The 14,659-nt window shown below is 67.2% G+C and carries 14 protein-coding genes; 3 read left to right on the top strand and 11 right to left on the bottom strand.

The window, feature by feature from the left end:
* Nucleotides 1–9: 9 nt before the first annotated feature.
* Nucleotides 10–2,031: an OPT family oligopeptide transporter gene (locus tag IAG41_RS17595; RefSeq protein ID WP_187729953.1), complete on the bottom strand. Its 2,022-nt coding sequence runs from the start codon at nt 2,029–2,031 to the stop codon at nt 10–12.
* A 149-nt stretch (nt 2,032–2,180) separates the two neighbouring features.
* The gene (locus IAG41_RS17590) at nt 2,181–2,660 is read right to left on the bottom strand and encodes a helix-turn-helix domain-containing protein (protein WP_187729952.1); all 480 of its coding nucleotides are present in this window, start codon (nt 2,658–2,660) and stop codon (nt 2,181–2,183) included.
* A 76-nt stretch (nt 2,661–2,736) separates the two neighbouring features.
* Here IAG41_RS17590 and IAG41_RS17585 point away from each other — a divergent pair, with 76 nt between their 5' ends.
* Entirely contained in the window at nt 2,737–3,573 is an 837-nt protein-coding gene (locus IAG41_RS17585) for a class I SAM-dependent methyltransferase (RefSeq protein WP_187729951.1), read from the top strand.
* 133 nt (nt 3,574–3,706) lie between these two features.
* On the opposite strand, the gene IAG41_RS17580 is transcribed toward IAG41_RS17585, so the two are convergent.
* The 5 genes from IAG41_RS17580 to hflK all read right to left on the bottom strand — a co-directional run bounded on the left by IAG41_RS17580 (nt 3,707) and on the right by hflK (nt 9,729).
* Nucleotides 3,707–4,378 carry an FABP family protein gene (locus IAG41_RS17580; RefSeq protein ID WP_187729950.1) on the bottom strand — a complete coding sequence of 224 codons (672 nt, stop codon included), beginning with the start codon at nt 4,376–4,378 and terminating at the stop codon, nt 3,707–3,709.
* Between the two features lie 22 nt (nt 4,379–4,400).
* Nucleotides 4,401–6,062, bottom strand: coding sequence for a helicase HerA-like domain-containing protein (locus IAG41_RS17575; protein ID WP_187729949.1), 1,662 nt, complete (start codon nt 6,060–6,062; stop codon nt 4,401–4,403).
* Nucleotides 6,063–6,129: 67 nt separating this feature from the next.
* Nucleotides 6,130–7,647 (bottom strand): Do family serine endopeptidase, encoded by a 1,518-nt coding sequence (locus IAG41_RS17570; protein ID WP_187729948.1) that lies wholly within the window; start codon nt 7,645–7,647, stop codon nt 6,130–6,132.
* Between the two features lie 94 nt (nt 7,648–7,741).
* Nucleotides 7,742–8,599 carry a protease modulator HflC gene (hflC, locus tag IAG41_RS17565; RefSeq protein WP_187729947.1) on the bottom strand — a complete coding sequence of 286 codons (858 nt, stop codon included), beginning with the start codon at nt 8,597–8,599 and terminating at the stop codon, nt 7,742–7,744.
* Nucleotides 8,596–9,729, bottom strand: a complete 1,134-nt coding sequence (gene hflK, locus IAG41_RS17560; protein WP_187729946.1) for a protease modulator HflK — start codon at nt 9,727–9,729, stop codon at nt 8,596–8,598. Before hflK ends, hflC begins: the two co-directional genes overlap by 4 nt.
* A 73-nt stretch (nt 9,730–9,802) precedes the next feature.
* Here hflK and IAG41_RS17555 point away from each other — a divergent pair, with 73 nt between their 5' ends.
* Together IAG41_RS17555 and IAG41_RS17550 are read left to right on the top strand one after the other, a co-directional pair.
* Nucleotides 9,803–10,759: an Mrp/NBP35 family ATP-binding protein gene (locus IAG41_RS17555; protein ID WP_187729945.1), complete on the top strand. Its 957-nt coding sequence runs from the start codon at nt 9,803–9,805 to the stop codon at nt 10,757–10,759.
* A 70-nt stretch (nt 10,760–10,829) separates the two neighbouring features.
* Nucleotides 10,830–11,258 (top strand): CoA-binding protein, encoded by a 429-nt coding sequence (locus IAG41_RS17550; protein ID WP_187729944.1) that lies wholly within the window; start codon nt 10,830–10,832, stop codon nt 11,256–11,258.
* A gap of 28 nt (nt 11,259–11,286) precedes the next feature.
* On the opposite strand, the gene IAG41_RS17545 is transcribed toward IAG41_RS17550, so the two are convergent.
* From IAG41_RS17545 to IAG41_RS17530, 4 genes are read right to left on the bottom strand one after another with little or no spacing between them, the layout of a single operon-like run.
* On the bottom strand, nt 11,287–12,399 hold the full coding sequence (locus IAG41_RS17545; protein ID WP_316251182.1) for a class V aminotransferase: 1,113 nt from the start codon (nt 12,397–12,399) through the stop codon (nt 11,287–11,289).
* A complete protein-coding gene (locus IAG41_RS17540) occupies nt 12,396–13,169 on the bottom strand; it encodes a tryptophan 2,3-dioxygenase (protein WP_187729943.1) in 774 nt (257 codons plus the stop codon). Before IAG41_RS17540 ends, IAG41_RS17545 begins: the two co-directional genes overlap by 4 nt.
* A 1-nt stretch (nt 13,170) precedes the next feature.
* Complete coding sequence (gene dapD, locus IAG41_RS17535) at nt 13,171–13,989, bottom strand: 2,3,4,5-tetrahydropyridine-2,6-dicarboxylate N-succinyltransferase (protein WP_187729942.1); 819 nt, start codon at nt 13,987–13,989, stop codon at nt 13,171–13,173.
* A gap of 1 nt (nt 13,990) precedes the next feature.
* Nucleotides 13,991–14,653, bottom strand: a complete 663-nt coding sequence (locus IAG41_RS17530; RefSeq protein ID WP_187729941.1) for a pyrimidine 5'-nucleotidase — start codon at nt 14,651–14,653, stop codon at nt 13,991–13,993.
* Nucleotides 14,654–14,659: the final 6 nt, after the last annotated feature.

The following is a 14,659-nucleotide window of genomic DNA, read 5'->3' as shown; positions in this document are numbered from 1 at the left end:
GGGTGCTCGTCAGCGGAAGCTGGCGGGCGTCTCGACTTCGGGTTCGGCCTGCGGCGGCACGGGCGCGCTGCTGACGAGGCTGCGCGTGCGCGCATAGAGCAAAGCGATCAGCCCCGCGAAGAGCAATGGCGCGATCCACATCGCCACGCCCAGAAACGATTCGCCGACGACCGCGAGCGGAGCGTCGATCGGCGGGATCGGCGAGGTGCGGTTCACCCAGGCGACGATGCCGGCAAACACCACGCCGAACAGGCTCTCGCCGACGATCAGTCCGGTGGCGGCCAGCACGCCCATGCGCTGGGCGAAATCCGGATTGGCCGTGCGCTTCGCCCATTTCTCGTAGAAATGCCCGACCACCGCGCCGACCGGGATCAGCAGGGTCAGGGACATCGGCAAATAGATGCCCATCCCGACCGCGAGCGGCGGAAGCCGCATCTTGCCGGTGCGGCCGAGGATCTCGTCGATCGCGACCACGACCAGGCCGATCAGCGCGCCCGAGCCGATCAGGTACCAATCGATGTCGCCGCCCAGCACGCCCTTGGCCAGGCTGGAGATGAGCGCCGCCTGCGGCGCCGAAAGCGCGTTGGGCCCGGCATTGGGCATGCCGACAAAGCCGAGCGTGTTCTTGAGCAGATCGAGTACGATTGGGATGACGAGCGAGCCGAAGATCACGCCGATCACCAAAGCGACCTGCTGCTTCCACGGCGTCGCGCCGACAAGCTGGCCGGTCTTCAGATCCTGGAGATTGTCGTTCGAGATCGTCGCGACCGAGAAGACGATCGCGGTGGTGAACAAGGCATAGGCGATCAGCGCGTTGGTCCGCGCCGGATCGGTGCTGTGGCCGAAGATCGCCACCAGCAGTAGCGCGGCGCCCAGCACCGCGAGGATGCCGACGCCCGAGACCGGCGAGTTCGACGCGCCGATCAGGCCGGCCATATAGCCGCAGATCGCTGCGATGAGCACGCCGACGATCAGGATGTAGAGGGTGGTCCCACCGATCACCGCCAGCGGATATTCGTGGACCGGGCCGCCGGCGGAGAAGTTCCAGAGCAGCCAGGCGATCGGGATCAGCATGAACGCCACCACGCCGGCGACGATGCCGATCGGCAGGTCGCGCTCGGTGAGCGGCAGCGTTTCGCCGCTCTGGCGCGCGCGCGATGCCGCCATCGCCGAGCGGACGCCGCCAACGATCGGCCCGAGGATGCGCAGCAGCGACCAGATCGCCGCGACACCGATCGTGCCGGCACCGATGAAGCGCACCTGGCTGCGGAAGGTGGCGCTGACGACGGTGTCGAGATCGCCCGTCATGCCATGGGTGAGATAGGGCATCAGCCCGCCCCAGGCGATGATCATGCCGAAGAACATCGCGGCGCCGACCGAAAGGCCGACCAGATGCCCCACGCCGATCAGCGCCATCGAATAGCTGGTCGAGACGCCGGTGGCGCCTCCGCCGAGCCGGAAATTCTTCGCAGCCTCGGCGGCGGCGACCTTCATCGCGGCGAGCAAGGCGAAGCCGGCGGAGACGAGCGAGCCGAGCACGATCACGCGCAAGCCCTTCGCATTCTCCTCGGCGCCCTCGGCCGATCCCGCGCCGACGCGCAGCACTTCCGCCGCGGCGACACCCTCGGGGTAAGGCAGGTCCGATCCGGTCACCAGCGCGCGGCGGAGCGGGACGGAGAGCATCACGCCCAATATGCCGCCGATCGCGCAGACCAGGACCGTGGTCCAATAAGGGAAGCCGGTCCACCAGCCGACCAGGATCAGCCCGGGCAGCACGAAGATGATCGCGGCGAGCGTGCCTGCCGCCGAAGCGATCGTCTGGACGATGTTGTTCTCGAGGATCGACGCGCCGGGCAGGAAGCGCAGGATCGCCATCGAGATCACCGCGGCGGGAATCGAGGTGGCGAAGGTCAGGCCGACCTTTAGGCCGAGATAGACGTTCGCGGCGGTGAACAGGATAGTGATCAGCCCGCCGAGGATGATTCCGCGGACGGTGAGCTCGGCGAGCGGGCGCGCAGGTGCGGTGGCCATGCGGTCAGTTCCCGCCCCGAGCGGTAGCCAGATACCCTAAAGTCACAAAGGTCACGGGTCCAACGCGCGCGCGCGGGTGAGAGATTTGCGGGCGACGGATCGAAAAGGAGAATGCTTTCATGCCCGCCATCGTGGCATCGCAAATCCTACTAGGACAGCGATTTTTGGCCCGGCGCCGCTTTGGCACGGTTCGCCGCTCGGCGCGGCAGGGGCGGGCGTTTGCCGGGCGGGGCGATCGCGCCCGAGGCCGCCGCCTGGACGATGCGGCGGAAGCTGGGGCATTCCAAATGGCTCGGCGCCGGGCAGGCGGCGGCGTGGCGCAGGCTGTCGCGGAGCGCGCCCAGCCGGCGGATCGTGTCGTCCAGGGTGTTGGCCTTGTCCGCCAGCAGCTGCCGGTCGATCTGCGGAAGCCCGTCGGGACCGAACATCCGCGCGATCTCGTCGAGCGAGAAGCCGGCGACGCGACCCAGCGTAATCAGCGCCAGCCGCTCCAGCACCTGGCCGTCGAACAAGCGGCGCAACCCGCGCCGGCCGACCGAGCGGATCAGCCCTTTCTCCTCATAATATCGGAGCGTCGAGGCCGGAACGCCCGAGCGCGTCGCGACTTCCGATATGTCCAGGTCCCGCACGCTCTTGACCTCAAGTTGACTTGAAGTGGCAGGGTGCTGCTTCCGCCCTGCCGGGGCAAGCGAAAAGGAGACGATGATGGGTGCCAATGACGAACAGGCGATGCTGTGGAACGGCGATTCGGGGCGCGCCTGGGTGGAGGCGCAGACGGTGCTCGACGGCATGTTCGCGCGGCTGGAGACGATGCTCGTCGATACGGTCGCCGAATCGGGCGCGACCCGGGTGCTCGACGTGGGTTGCGGGACGGGCGCGACTACGCTCGCGATCGCCCGACGGATCGGCGCGGGGGCGGAATGCCTGGGGCTCGATATTTCGGAGCCGATGATCGACGTTGCCACCGAGCGCGCGCGGGAAGAGGGATCGCCGGCGCGCTTCGTCTGTGCCGATGCGCAGGTCCATGATTTCGAGTCCCCGCGCTTCGACATGATCGTGTCGCGCTTCGGCGTGATGTTCTTCGACGATCCCGTCGCGGCATTCGCGAACCTGCGGCGCGCGGCGCACGACGGAGCTGCGCTACGGCCGCTCGTCTGGCGGGGCGCAGAGGAGAACCCGTTCATGACCACCGCCGAGCGCGCGGCCGCGCCGCTGCTGCCGGCCATGCCTGCCCGCGATCCCGACGCGCCGGGGCAGTTCGCCTTTGCCGATAAGAGCCGCGTGCAAGGCATATTGGAGGCGAGCGGCTGGGGCGCGATCGACATCCGGCCGGTGGATGTGGAGTGCGCGATCCCCGAAAGCGCGCTGGTGCCTTATCTGACCCGGTTCGGGCCGCTGGCGCGCGTGCTGGGCTCGGTGGACGATGTGACGCGCGCTCGGATCGTCGATACGGCCCGCGCCGCGTTCGATCCTTTTGTGCACGTCGACGAGGTCCGCTTCACCGCGGCGTGCTGGATGGTGGAGGCGTCGGCGGGGGTGTGACCCCATCGGGAGCCTTTCGCCAAAATCGCGCTCCCGCAAAAGCGGGAGCCTAGAGTTGCCGGGGAGTCGCGTGTGACCCTTGGGCTCCTGCGTTCGCAGGAGCACGAGCAAGGCCTCGATTCGGCCGGGCGAGTCAGGCTCCGCCCGACCCGGCCTTCGCCGCCCGCCTGGCGATGATCTGCGCCCAAGGGTTGGGCTTGGCCGCGCCGGTCCGGTGCAGCGTGTTGCGGTCGTGGTGGTTGAAGGGCTCGGCCTGGCCGCGCACGGTGAGCGTTGTCTGGATGTCGTAGCTCCAGCTGTCTTCGTCGTGGAAGACGATCTCGATGCGATAGGCAAGGGTGCGGAACGCGTCTTCGAGGAAGTCGGTCGAGCAGATGCCGTAGCTGGTCTGGCCGCGCGTGGCGGTGACGGTGATCGTTGTGTCCTCGGGCTTGCCCTGGCCCGAGGCGAGCAGGACCTGGCCGCGCGGGATCGCCAGGGTCTGCTGGATCAGCCCGGTGGCAGGCTCCCAGAGCCAGTAGCCGACCTGATCGTGGAAGGTGATGTCCTCTTCCACGGTGGTGATGTGGATATGGTAGCGCAGCCCGTAGAAGAGCTGCGGGCCATTGGCCTGCGGGTCGATCGCCTGGAAGGTGATGTGTTCGATAAAGGTGCGCTGCTCGGGGCCTGCTTCCTTGGGCGCCAGATCGATGCCCTTGGTCGCGCGCCAGGTGCCGGCGAGCCGGCGGAGCGGCCCGAGATTGGCGAGCGTGTTCGGATCGACATCCTCCTGCTCGGTGAAGATGTCGCGGTGATACGAGTCCATGCTCGGTGCTCCCGGTTGCGCCTCAGCGGCCCTTGAACAGGCCGCCGAGCACGCCGCGTACCAGCCCGCCGATCAGCGACCCGCCGACACCGCTCGACTTGCCGAACACCGCCTTGCTGACTTCGTTGGCAACCGACCGGCCTACCGCTGAGGTGGCGGACCGGGTGGCGGAGTTGATCGCGCGGTTCCAGGGATTGTTGGCGGCTTCGCGTTCGGCGGCGCGCTGGGCCTGGGCGTCGAGCCGGGCCCGGCGATCCGCGTCGCGCTGCTCGGCGAGGCGGGTGCGCTCGGCCTCCTTGGCGAGGCGGGCGTCTTCCTTGGCCTGGGCGGCGGCGGCCTTCTCGGCCTCGGTCTTGGCGGCGGCCTCGGCGGCCGCGGCGGAGGCTTCCTGCGACTTGAGCGCGAGCAGCTCCTCGGCCGATTCGCGATCGATGAGCTGGTCGTACTTGCTGCCGATCGCGTCGGTTTGGATCAGCACGCCGCGCTCGACCGGGGTGACCGGGCCGACGCGCGAGGCGGGCGGCTTGATCAGCGCGCGCTCGACCGGGGCGGGCGAGCCGTCTTCCTGGAGGAGCGAGACCAAGGCCTCGCCGACCTTCAATTCGGTGATCGCGGTGGCGACGTCGACGCCCGGGTTGGCGCGGAAGGTGGTCGCCGCGGACTTGACCGCGGCCTGGTCGCGCGGGGTGAAGGCGCGCAATGCGTGCTGGACGCGGTTGCCGAGCTGGCCGGCGATCGTATCGGGCACGTCGATCGGGTTCTGGGTGATGAAATAGACGCCGACGCCCTTCGAGCGGATCAGGCGGACGACCTGCTCGATCTTCTCGAGCAGCGCCTTGGGCGCGTCGTCGAACAGCAGATGGGCCTCGTCGAAGAAGAAGACGAGCTTGGGCTTGTCGGGATCGCCGACCTCCGGAAGCGATTCGAACAGGGCGGAGAGCAGCCAGAGCAGGAAGGTGGCGTAGAGCTTCGGCGACGCCATCAATTTGTCGGCGGCGAGGATGTTGACCACGCCGCGGCCCTTGTCGTCCACGCCGAGGAAATCCTCCATACTGAGCGCGGGCTCGCCGAAGAAATGCTCGCCGCCCTGGCTGCGCAGCTGGAGCAAAGAGCGCTGGATCGTGCCGATGCTCTGCTTCGAGACATTACCATAGGTGGTGGTGAGTTCGTCGGCGCGCTCGGCGCAGTGGGCGAGCATCGACTGGAGATCGTCGAGGTCGAGCAGCAACAGCCCGTCCTTGTCGGCGACGGTGAAGGCGATGGTCAGCACGCCTTCCTGGACTTCGTTGAGGTCCATCAGCCGCGAGAGGAGCAGCGGGCCCATCTCGCTGATCGTGGTGCGGATCGGATGGCCCTGAGTCCCGTAGAGATCCCAGAACTGCACCGGATTGTCGCTATAGGTCCAGTCAGAATAGCCGATCTCGGCGGCGCGGGCGGCGAAGATCTCGTGGGTCTTGGAGGTGGGCGAACCGGCCATGGCGAGGCCGGACAGGTCGCCCTTCACATCAGCGACGAAGCAGGGGACGCCGGCCCGGGACAGGCCGTCGATGATGCCTTGGATCGTCACGGTCTTGCCGGTGCCGGTGGCGCCCGCGATCAGCCCGTGGCGGTTTGCCCGCTTGAGGACCAGCGACTGGCGCTTGTCGCCGGCCGCGCCAATGAAAATGCCCGTCTCTCCACCCATGCCGAACTCCTTTTCAGGAGGCCGTCATAGGCGAGAAACGGGCATTGGTCAGCCCGATCTTGGGCAATTAGCCCGGGATCTGGACGGGCACGAACTGGCCGATATTGCGGCGCTGGACATAGAGCAGCACCTGGGTGCGTCCCGCGCTCTTCGATGCCGTGACGATCTTGGCAATGTCGGCGGCATTGGCGACCGGCGTGCGGTTGACCGAGACGATCAGATCGCCGCGCTTGAGGCCCTTGCCGGCGGCGTCGCTGTTCGGATCGACGGTCAGCACGACCACGCCGCTCACCTTGGTAGCATCGACGCCGATGCTGCCGGCGATCTGTGGGGTGAGCGGAGTGACCGCGACGCCGAGCGAGGCGGCTGCCATCGCGTCGGCGCCCGGAGTGCTGCCGCCTGGTGCGCTATTGTCGTCATCGGGATCGAACTGGGCGAGCTGATCCTCGGGCGGGCGCTTGCCGACGGTGACGGTGAGCGTCTGACGCTTGCCGTCGCGCAGGATCTCGACCGGCACGCGGCTGCCCGGCGTGGTGTTGGCGACGAGATAGCTGAGCGTCTGATCGGGAGTGACGTCCTTGCCGGCGACCTTCACGATCACGTCGCCCTGCTTGATGCCGGCCTTCTCCGCCGCCTGGCCCGGCTCGACGCGCGAGACGAGCGTGCCGCGATCCTTGGGCAGGCCGAGCGCGTCGGCGATGTCGTCGGTCAGGTCCTGCATGCCGACGCCGAGATAGCCGCGGTCGATGCTCCCGCCCTTCATCAGCGTGGCGATGACGGGCTGGGCCTCCTCGGCGGGGATAGCGAAGCCGATGCCGACATTGCCGCCGGTGGGCGACAGGATCTGCGAGTTGATGCCGATGACGTTGCCCTGGAGATCGAACATCGGCCCGCCCGAATTGCCGCGGTTGATCGAGGCATCGGTCTGGATGAAGCGGTCATAGGCACCACCCTGGCCGGTGACGCGGTGCACCGCCGAGATGATGCCCGCGGTGACCGAGCCGCCGAGGCCGAAGGGGTTGCCGATCGCGACCACCCAGTCGCCGACGCGGGCGTGGCTCGAATCGCCGAACTTGACGAAGGGCAGGTTGGCGCCCTCGATCTTGAGCACGGCGAGGTCCGACTGCGCGTCGTTGCCGATCAGCTTGGCCTTGAACTCGCGGCGATCGGGCAAAGTGACGGTGATCGATTCGACCACCGCGCCGCGCTGGCCGGCGGAGATCACGTGGTTGTTGGTGACGACATAGCCATCGGCCGAGATGATGAAGCCCGAGCCGAGCGATTCGGCCTGGCGGGTGACGGGCTGGCCGCCGCCCTGCTGGTTGCCGAACATCTCGAACGGGGTGCCGGCGAACGGATTGGAGTTTACCTGGACGCGCTGCGTGGTCGAGATGTTGACGACCGCGGGCTGGAGCTTGGCGACCATGTCGGCGAAGCTCATCGGCGCGCCGGCCTTGGGCGCGGCAGCCTGGATCGCGCCGGGCTCGTTCTGCGCGGTCTGCGCGCCGGCGGGCTGGTTGAGGGTCATGGCGGTGGCGGCGCCACCCAGGATGATGGCAGTGGTAAGAGCGTAGACGTAACGCACTGGGGGTCTTCCTCTCAAAGGAACAAGTCGCTTTCAGCCCGCGACTTCGCGCAATCCGGCTGAACGGCGATTGAATATGAACGAACCTGCAGCATCATCGTTGCCCCATGAACTCGCGAAGATAGCTGTTCTGGGGCGACAGGATGATCGAAGTCTCGCCCTTGCCGTCGACCGGGCTCAGGAACGTCGTCCGATATGACTGCATCGCGCGGTAGAAATCGTAGAATTGCGGATCCTTGTTGAATGCCTGGGCATAGATCTGCGCGGCATTGGCCTGGGCGTTGGCGCGGATGATCTGCGCTTCCTTCAGGCCCTGCGCCTTGATCGTCGCGGCTTCCTGCTGGCGCGCCGTCCGCATCCGCTCATAGGCGCTGTCGAGCGGCGAGCCGACCGGCAGATCGGCGTGCTTGATCCGCACGTCGACGACTTCGACGCCATATTGCGACGCGTATTTCTGCAGATTGCTCTGGATATTGTCCATCACCTGACCGCGCTCGGCGCTGAGCAGGGCCGCGAAGGGCTGCTTGCCGAGCTCGCTGCGCAGCGCCGAGCTGAACAGCGGCTGGAGCTTGTCGGTGACGCGATCGGACGAGCCGACGGTGATGACCATCTTGAGCGGATCGACGACGCGGAACCGCGCATAGGCATCGACTTCGAGGCGGAGCTGGTCGGTCGACAGCACCGGCTGGTTCTGCAGATCGATGTCGAGCACGCGCTTGTCGACCCAGACGATGCGGTCGATGAACGGGATGCGCCAATAGACGCCCGCACGGGTGCGGCCGAACTCCTCGCCCTTGCGATAGGCGTTGATCGTCGTCAGCGGCTGTTCGAGCCGCAGGATCACCGCCTGCTTCTGCTCGGGCACGATCACGATGCTGCCGAGCAGCAGCACGAGCGCGAGCACCGCGAGGATGACGATCGCCCAGGGGCCGCGAAGGAAGGACGTGTTCATCGGCTGCCTCCCTGCACGGGCTTGGCCGGCGTTTCGACACCATCATCCGGCTTTTTGAGCGTCGGCAACGCGAGATAGGGCGTCACGCCCGGCGATTCGACGATCGTCTTGTTGGTGCGCGACAATACCTGTTCCATCGTCTCGTAATAGATGCGGCGCCGGGTGACTTCAGGCGCGAGCTTGTATTGCTCGTAGATCTTGTCGAACTCGGCGGCGTCGCCCTGCGCGGCGGCGATCACCTGCTGGGCATAGGCCTGGGCGTTGTTCTTGTTCGCCTGCGCCTGTTGCTGGGCGGCGGTGACCTGCTTGAAATCCTCGTCCACCGCCTGGGGGGCGGCCGATTTCTGGATCGACACGCTCTGGATGACGATGCCCGAATGATATTCGTCGAGGATCTGCTGCATCGTCAGCAGCACCTGCGCCTCGATCCGCGCGCGGCCCGAGGTGATCGTGTCGTTGAGCGAAGCGGTGGCCACGACAGCGCGCATCGCGGTCTCGGCGGTGGCGCGCACGGTCTCGCGCGGCTTGGCGATCTGATAGACATAATCGGGTGCGTCGCGGACGCTCCACTGCACGAGATAGGCCAGATCGACGATGTTCTGATCGCCGGTCAGCATCAGATTCTCGCCGCTGCCGTTCTCCGGGAAATTCTCGTCCCGGATCGCCTGGACGTCGATCGTGTCGACCGACGAAAGCGGTTCGGGAAGCGTGAAGCGCAAGCCCGGTTCGAGCTGGCCCGAGAAGCGGCCTAGCGTGGTGACCACGCCGCGTTCCTGCGGCCCGATCGAATGGAACGAGGTGAAGGCGATCCAGATCGCCAGCAGTCCGGCGGCGACCAGCACATAGAGGCGCGGGCCCGTAGGCAGGCCGGGAATGCCCGAACCGCCGCCATTGCCACCGCCGCCGCCGCGGCGCGCGCGCTTCAGCAGCTCATCGAGCGTGCCGCCGGCACCGGGGCGCGGACGCCGTCCATCGGGCGGGAGGGACCAGGGATTGCGCGGCCCGGAGCCGCCGCCCTTGCCGTCGCCGGAACCGCCATTGCCGCCCCCGCTTCCGCCGCCCCAGGGGCTCTTCGGAGCCTCGTTCTTGAAGATGCCGGACAAAATGTTCCGGACAGAAATGTTCGCCATGACTGCCTTTATAAGGCTGGATGCGCGGATTTACAGTGGCGTGTGCCGATTGTGTCCCTATGTGACCCGGCAGATGACCAATTCTGCAGAGATAGAAGCCGTGCTCGCTCCGATTTCGGCGGGCCGGGCAACAATTCGTTACGAAGGCGGGCGCGCCAGCATCGTCCTCGACGTGACCGGCCTGGCGCCCGAAACCCGCGACGCGCTGGAAGCCGATGTGCGCGACGCCGCTGCGGCGATTCCGGGGGTTGAGGAAGTGCGGGTCCTCCTCACCAGCGAGCGCCGCACGCGCCGGATCATCGCTATCGCCAGCGGCAAGGGCGGCGTGGGCAAGTCCACCGTCTCCGCCAATCTGGCGATCGCGCTGGCGAAGCTGGGCCGGCGCGTGGGGCTGGTCGATGCCGATATCTATGGTCCGTCGCAGCCCAAGCTGATGGGCGTCGAGGGCATCCGCCCCAAGGCGCGCGACAAGACATTGCTGCCGATCGACACGCCCTATGGCGTGCCGATGCTGTCGATGGGCGGGCTGGTCGCCGAAGGACAGGCGATCGCTTGGCGCGGGCCGATGGCGGGCGGAGCGCTGGGTCAGCTGGTCGATGCCGATTGGGGCGACGCCGAGCTGCTGGTGCTCGATCTGCCGCCGGGCACCGGCGACGTCCAGCTCACCATGATCCAGAAGCACAAGCCTGCCGGCGCGGTGATCGTGTCGACCCCGCAGGACCTGGCGCTGATCGACGCGACGCGCGCGATCGACCTGTTCGGCAAGGCGGGCATCCCGGTGATCGGCCTCATTGAGAATATGAGCGGCTATGCCTGTCCGCATTGCGGCGAGGTATCGAACCCGTTCGGCGCCGGCGGCGCCGAGGCGGCGGCAATGAGGCTGGGGATACCCTTTCTCGGCCGCGTGCCGCTCGACATCGCGATTCGCACTGCGTCCGACGCCGGCCAGCCTCCCGCCGCCGGGAACGGTCCGGAAGCACAGGTGTTTGCCGAACTGGCCGCGAAGGTGGACGGCTGGCTCAAGACGTAATTTGTTGGCGCATTGCTGAAGCGAAAAACCGGTTCCCACTTTTTCGCGCAATGCTTGAGGAGGCTAGACCATGCCGCTGACCCGTGACGAGGACATCAAGGCGCTGCTCGAAGCGACGCGGACGATCGCGATGGTCGGTGCGTCGGACCGGCCCGACCGGCCGAGCTATGGCGTGATGGCGTTCCTTCAACGCCAGGGCTACCGGGTCATCCCGGTCAATCCGCAGATCACCGGCGAGCATGTGCATGGCGAGTTCGTGTTCCGCGAGCTCTCGCAGATCGGCGAGCCCATCGACCTGGTCAATATCTTCCGCCGCCCGATCGCGGCGGGCGAGGCGGTGGACGAAGCGATCGCGGTGGGCGCCAAGGCGGTGTGGATGCAGCTCGGCGTGATCAACGAGGCAGCCGCAGCACGGGCCGAGGCGGCGGGCCTCAAGGTCGTGATGGACCGCTGCCCGGCGATCGAGATTCCCCGGCTGGGGGTGGCGAAGGTCGGCTAGTCGCGAGAAAGATCAACAGGCGCTTTGCCTATAGCTTGGAAAGCGCCTCGATCAGCCGGTCGACGTCGCGGCGGTCTTGATACAAGCCGAAGCCGATGCGCAGCACGTCGCCGCGCACATCGGTGATGATGTCCTGCTCTCCAAGTTCCGCCTCCCAGCGCGCCGCATAGGGACTGCGCAGTGCGAGGAAGCGTGCCGGCGAGCCGGGGTTGAGCAGCTTCGCGTCGAGCGGCAGGCGCGCGAGCACCTGCGCCCTGAGCGCCGCGACATGCGCGGCGATCGACGCCGTCGTCAGACCTTCGCCGGCGAGCATGTCGCGCACCGCGACGAAGCGGTAGAGGCCCGAGGGATCGAAAGTCGCGCCGAGGAAACGGCGGCCGTCGGGGGCATAGCCGATGCGATCGGGCGGAAGCGAGATGTCGTCGAACTCGGCGTACCAGCCGGTGATCTCGGGGCGAGGGCCAAAGCCAGACGGGGCGTGGAGGAAGGCGCAGCCTTCGCCGGCCATCGCATATTTGTAGCTGCCGGCGAGGTAGAAGATGCTGTCGGCCACGGCAGAGAGATCGGTCTCGACCGCCATGAAGCCGTGATAGCCGTCGATGACGACCCAGGGGCCTTCGGGCCCGGCGAGTGCGGCGAGTTCGGCAATGCCCTCGAAGACATGGCCGGTGCCGAACTGGACGTGGCTGGTGAAGATCAGGTCATAGTCGCCGGTGCGGGCGGCATCGAGCAGGCGATCGAGCGGGACGCGGTCCACCGTCGCGGCGCCCGACTCCTGCCAGCGCATGCTCTGCCGGCGGAAGCTGTGGAACTCGCCATCGCTCGCCAGGATGCGCAAGGGGCGCCTGGGCAGCGCCGAGACGATGCGGAGCAGCAATTCGTGCGTGTTGGGCGCGAAGACGATCGTCGCGGGATCGGGGAGCTTGAGCTCGGCCGCGATATGACTTTGCGCGGCGGGCCAGATCTCGCCCATCACCCGCTCCCATTTGTGGTCGGCGAGACGGGCGGCGTCGTCCCACGCGGCAATCTGACCGACATAGGAGGCGTCGGGCCAGAGGTGGTGGCTGTGCGCGGCGAAGTGCAGCCGATCGGGCGCGGCGGCGAGCGCGCGCTGGAACAGGCGCTTGTAGCTCGTGCTCACAGCTGGGTCCGGAGCGTCCAGAGCTCGGGAAAGGCGCGCTTCGACAAAGTCGATTCGAGATAGGGCACGCCGGGGGTGCCGCCGGTGCCGGGCTTCATGCCGATCACGCGGCTGACGGTGATGACATGCTTGTGCCGCCAGGTGGCGAGCGCGTCGTCGATATCGACGAGCTTCTCGGCGAGCTGGTAAAGCTCCCAATATCGGGTCGTGTCGCGATAGACCTGGGCCCAAGCATCCTCGACCGCCTTGCTGGGCACATAGGGCTTGCGCCAGTCGCGCTCCAGCGTCTCGGCGGGAACCGCGAAGCCGGCGCGGGCGAGCGCGGCATTGGCTTCGTCCCACAGGCTCGGCGCCTGGCCGAATTCGTTGGTGAGAGGGCCCGGCACGCCCGCGCCGCGCAGGCCGAGCAAGGTCTCGACCGCGCGGAACTGATCGGACTGGAAGCCCGAACTGGTGCCCAGGACCTCGCGGAAGCGCGTATAGTCGCTGGGCGTCATCGTTGCGAGCACGTCCCAGCTCAGGGTCATCACCGCCTGGATGCGGCTGACCCGGGCGAGCGACTTGTACGCCTCGACCGGCTTGTCGGCGCGGACCAGATCCAGCGCCGCGCGGAGCTCGGCGATCATCTGCTTGAGCCACAGCTCCTTGGTCTGGTGGATGATGATGAACAGCAGCTCGTCGTGCCGGTCCGACAGCGGATGCTGGGCGGTGAGCAGCTGATCGAGCGCGAGGTAGCGCCCATAGGTCATCGGGGGTTTGGGGTCGCTCATCTCAATCCCTGAGCAGTTCGTTGATCCCGGTCTTGGAGCGGGTCTGGGCGTCCACGGTCTTGACGATCACCGCGCAGTAGAGCGCGGGCTTGCCGTCTCCGCCGCCGATGCTGCCGGGGACGACCACCGAATAGGGCGGCACTTGGCCGAGATGAACCTCGCCGGTGGCGCGATCGATGATCTTGGTCGAGGCGCCGAGATAGACGCCCATCGAGAGCACCGCGCCCTCGCCGACGCGGACGCCCTCGGCGACTTCGGCGCGGGCGCCGATGAATGCGCCGTCGCCGATAATGACGGGATCGGCCTGGAGGGGCTCGAGCACGCCGCCGATGCCGACGCCGCCCGAGAGATGGACGTTGCGGCCGATCTGCGCGCAGCTGCCGACCGTCGTCCAGGTATCGACCATCGTGCCTTCGCCGACATAGGCGCCGATATTGACGAAACTCGGCATCAGCACCGCGCCCTTGGCGACATGCGCGCCGTGGCGGACGATGCTGCCGGGGACCGCGCGGAAGCCGGCGGAGCGGAACGCGTCCTCGCCCCAATTGGCGAACTTGCTGGGCACCTTGTCGAACCAGTTAGCGCCGCCCGGGCCCTGCACCACGACATTGTCGTTGAGGCGGAACGAGAGCAAGACGGCTTTCTTGAGCCACTGGTTGACCTGCCAGCCTCCTTCGACCGGCTCGGCGACGCGGGCTGCGCCGCGATCGAGCAGGTTGAGCGCCTCGGCGACCGCTTCGCGGACGGCGCCCTCGGTCGAGAGGCCCAGGTTCGCCCGGTCCTCCCAGGCGGCGTCGATGGTCGATGCGAGGTCGGTCAACTCAGTCCTCCAATATTTCGTGCAGCCAGCGGCCAAGATCGGTGATCGTGTAGTCGATATAGTCGCGATCGGCGCCCGGGCCTTGCTCGGAACCGTTGTCGATCCAGACCGTGGTCATGCCGATCGCCTTGGCGGGCGCGAGGTTGCGCGCCATGTCCTCGACGAACAAAGATTGCTCGGGATCGAGGTCATAGGCCTCGCACAGCCCGCGATAGACGATCGGATCGGGCTTGGGGCGATAGGCGGTGGCGTGGATATCGTGCACCGCCTCGAAGCTGGCGCCGAGGCCGAGCTTGTCGAGCACCTTGGCCGCATAAGGCGCATCGCCATTGGTGAAGACGAGCTTGCGGCCGGGAAGGCGCGCCAGTGCCTCGACCAAAGCTTCGTTGCGTTCCAGCACGCTCATGTCGACGTCATGGACGAAGCCGAGATAGTCGTGCGGATCGACGCCATGATCGGCGATCAGCCCGGCCAGCGTGGTACCATGCGCGTGGAAATAGCCCTTCTGGACGCGATGCGCCTCCTCCGCGTCGACCTTCAGGAGATTGGCGACATATTCGCCGATCCGCGCGTCGATCATCGGGAACAGATTGGCGCTCACCGGATACAGGGTGTTGTCGAGGTCGAATATCCAGTTGCGGATATGGGAGAGCTGCGCGAGCATGATGGC

This window comes from Sphingomonas sp. JC676 (genome assembly GCF_014489075.1).
Taxonomy (GTDB): Bacteria; Pseudomonadota; Alphaproteobacteria; order Sphingomonadales; family Sphingomonadaceae; genus Sphingomonas.
This window is presented reverse-complemented; position numbering and strand designations above follow the sequence as displayed.

Excerpts from the sequence above, each read along its gene's own strand:
- IAG41_RS17550 (WP_187729944.1), top strand. The coding sequence starts at position 10,830 with ATGCCGCTGACCCGTGACGAGGACATCAAGGCGCTGCTCGAAGCGACG.
- hflC (WP_187729947.1), bottom strand. The coding sequence starts at position 8,599 with ATGAACACGTCCTTCCTTCGCGGCCCCTGGGCGATCGTCATCCTCGCG.
- IAG41_RS17585 (WP_187729951.1), top strand. The coding sequence starts at position 2,737 with ATGGGTGCCAATGACGAACAGGCGATGCTGTGGAACGGCGATTCGGGG.
- IAG41_RS17555 (WP_187729945.1), top strand. The coding sequence starts at position 9,803 with ATGACCAATTCTGCAGAGATAGAAGCCGTGCTCGCTCCGATTTCGGCG.
- IAG41_RS17575 (WP_187729949.1), bottom strand. The coding sequence starts at position 6,062 with ATGGGTGGAGAGACGGGCATTTTCATTGGCGCGGCCGGCGACAAGCGC.
- IAG41_RS17580 (WP_187729950.1), bottom strand. The coding sequence starts at position 4,378 with ATGGACTCGTATCACCGCGACATCTTCACCGAGCAGGAGGATGTCGAT.
- hflK (WP_187729946.1), bottom strand. The coding sequence starts at position 9,729 with ATGGCGAACATTTCTGTCCGGAACATTTTGTCCGGCATCTTCAAGAAC.
- IAG41_RS17540 (WP_187729943.1), bottom strand. The coding sequence starts at position 13,169 with ATGAGCGACCCCAAACCCCCGATGACCTATGGGCGCTACCTCGCGCTC.
- IAG41_RS17595 (WP_187729953.1), bottom strand. The coding sequence starts at position 2,031 with ATGGCCACCGCACCTGCGCGCCCGCTCGCCGAGCTCACCGTCCGCGGA.
- IAG41_RS17530 (WP_187729941.1), bottom strand. The coding sequence starts at position 14,653 with ATGCTCGCGCAGCTCTCCCATATCCGCAACTGGATATTCGACCTCGAC.